This window comes from Roseateles sp. P5_E11, assembly GCF_054049355.1.
Window position 1 is genome coordinate 1 of record NZ_JBFUMO010000794.1, and the last position, 2,112, is coordinate 2,112.

Sequence of the window (2,112 nt, forward strand, 5' to 3'; positions counted from 1 at the left end):
ATGTGGACGAAGTGATTGAGCCAGGAGAGGAGGAGCGTCCCAACCCTTTCGCCAAGCTCGCAACCCTGAAGCGGGGCGGCAGCGCCTGAAGCCATGGCTTCAGGCGCTTGGCTCTCGCTGTCGATAGTGGCAGCTTGGCGGGTTTCTCATCCGGTGCTACACTCGTGGGCTTTTCTGCGGTCTGGAGTTCGAGCTTTGATCTCACTCCCCGGGGTTGTGACCACAAGGCCCCACAGTCCGCCCCCAAATCCCGCAGAGTCTGGAGAATTTCATGGCTGTTCAGCAAAACAAGAAGTCGCCTTCCAAGCGCGGTATGCACCGTTCGCACAATGCCCTGGTCACCCCGGGTACCGGCATCGAGCCGACGACCGGCGAAGTGCATCTGCGTCACCACATCAGCCCCACCGGTTTCTACCGTGGTCGCAAGGTGCTGAAGAGCAAGGCCGACGCGGCCTGATGGTGCCCGGTGCCGCCAGGCGCGGCGCCAAACTATCGATGAATCTGCCGACCCGGCCTGCGTACCGCGCAGCGCCGGGTTTGGTCTTTGTGGCTCACGAAAACCACTGACATGACCGCAGTACCCCCGCCTGAACCGATCCGCCTGGCTGTTGACTGCATGGGCGGCGATCACGGCCCCTCGGTCACGCTGCCGGCCTGCCGCGCCTTTCTGGACAAGCATCCGGGCGCCGAGCTCATCCTTGTGGGCAAGCCCGAGGAACTGACGGCCGCTGCGGCCTGGCCGCGTTGCCGTGTCGTCGCCGCCAGCGAAGTCGTCACGATGGACGACCCCATCGAGGTCGCGCTGCGCCGCAAGCGCGACTCGTCCATGCGCGTCGCCATCCAGCAGCTCAAGGCCGACCGCGATGGCAACCCGGCTGTGGCCCATGCCTGCGTGTCCGCCGGCAACACCGGCGCGCTGATGGCCGTGGCCCGCTACCTGCTGAAGACGCTGGACGGCATCGATCGCCCGGCCATCGCCACCGTCATGCCCAACCAGCGCGGTCGCTTCACGACCGTGCTGGACCTGGGCGCCAACGTCGACTGCACGGCCGAACACCTGCTGCAGTTCGCCGTCATGGGCAGCGCGCTGGTGTCGGCCGTGGAGGGCAACGAGGAACCCAGCGTCGGCCTGCTCAACATCGGCGAGGAAGCCATCAAGGGCAGCGAGACCATCAAACATGCCGGCGAACTGCTGCGTGCCGCTGGTACGGCCGGCCAGTTGAATTTTTTCGGCAATGTCGAGGGCAACGACATCTACAAAGGCACGACAGACATCGTCGTCTGCGACGGCTTTGTCGGCAATGTCATGCTGAAGACGTCGGAAGGCCTGGCGACCATGATGGGCGGCTTCATCAAGGAAGAGTTCAATCGCAATTGGCTGACCAAGTTGGCCGGCTTGATCGCCATGCCGGTGCTGAATGCCTTCAAGCACCGTGTCGACCACCGCCGTTTCAACGGCGCGGCCCTGCTGGGCCTGCGCGGCCTGGTGTTCAAGAGCCATGGCTCGGCTGACGCCTTTGCCTTCGAGCAGGCCTTGGCCCGCGCTTATGATGCCGCCCGCAACCGGCTGCTTGACCGGGTCCACGACCGCATCGTCGCCACGCTTCAGGCCAAGGCGAATGATGCTGGAGACAACGCGGCGAACTCCGTCGCGCAGGCTGCATGAGCCCCATCGCCACCTCTACCTCCCGCTATTCCCGCATTCTCGGCACCGGCAGTTTCCTGCCCGCCGACCGCGTGACCAACCAGGCGCTGGCCGATCGCCTCGCGGCCGACGGCGTCGAGACCTCGGACGATTGGATCGTCGAGCGCACGGGCATCCGCGCGCGCCATTTCGCGGCGCCTGACCAGACTGCCAGCGACCTCGCCTTGCCGGCCGCGCAGGCGGCGCTTGAAGCCGCCGGCATCGCTGCCGAAGAGATCGACCTCATCATCGTCGCGACGTCCACGCCTGACATGGTCTTCCCGTCCACGGCCTGCCTGCTGCAGAAAAAGCTGGGCGTGCATGGCTGCGCGGCCTTCGATGTRCAGGCTGTCTGCTCGGGTTTCGTCTATGCGCTGAGCGTGGCCGACTCGATGATCAAGAGCGGCGCTGCCAACAAGGCTCTGATC

At 65.2% G+C, this 2,112-nt stretch carries 3 protein-coding genes; all 3 read left to right on the plus strand.

The features are described 5' to 3' along the window. The first annotated feature begins 271 nt into the window (after positions 1-271). Positions 272-457, plus strand: coding sequence for a 50S ribosomal protein L32 (gene rpmF / locus ACXJKR_RS30675; RefSeq protein WP_056204281.1), 186 nt, complete (start codon positions 272-274; stop codon positions 455-457). Between the two features lie 111 nt (positions 458-568). Continuing rightward, a complete protein-coding gene (gene plsX, locus ACXJKR_RS30680; protein WP_457326064.1) occupies positions 569-1,666 on the plus strand; it encodes a phosphate acyltransferase PlsX in 1,098 nt (365 codons plus the stop codon). After that, a partial coding sequence (locus tag ACXJKR_RS30685) for a thiolase family protein (RefSeq protein ID WP_457326065.1) occupies positions 1,663-2,112 on the plus strand: 450 nt, incomplete at its 3' end. The genes plsX and ACXJKR_RS30685, both read left to right, overlap by 4 nt.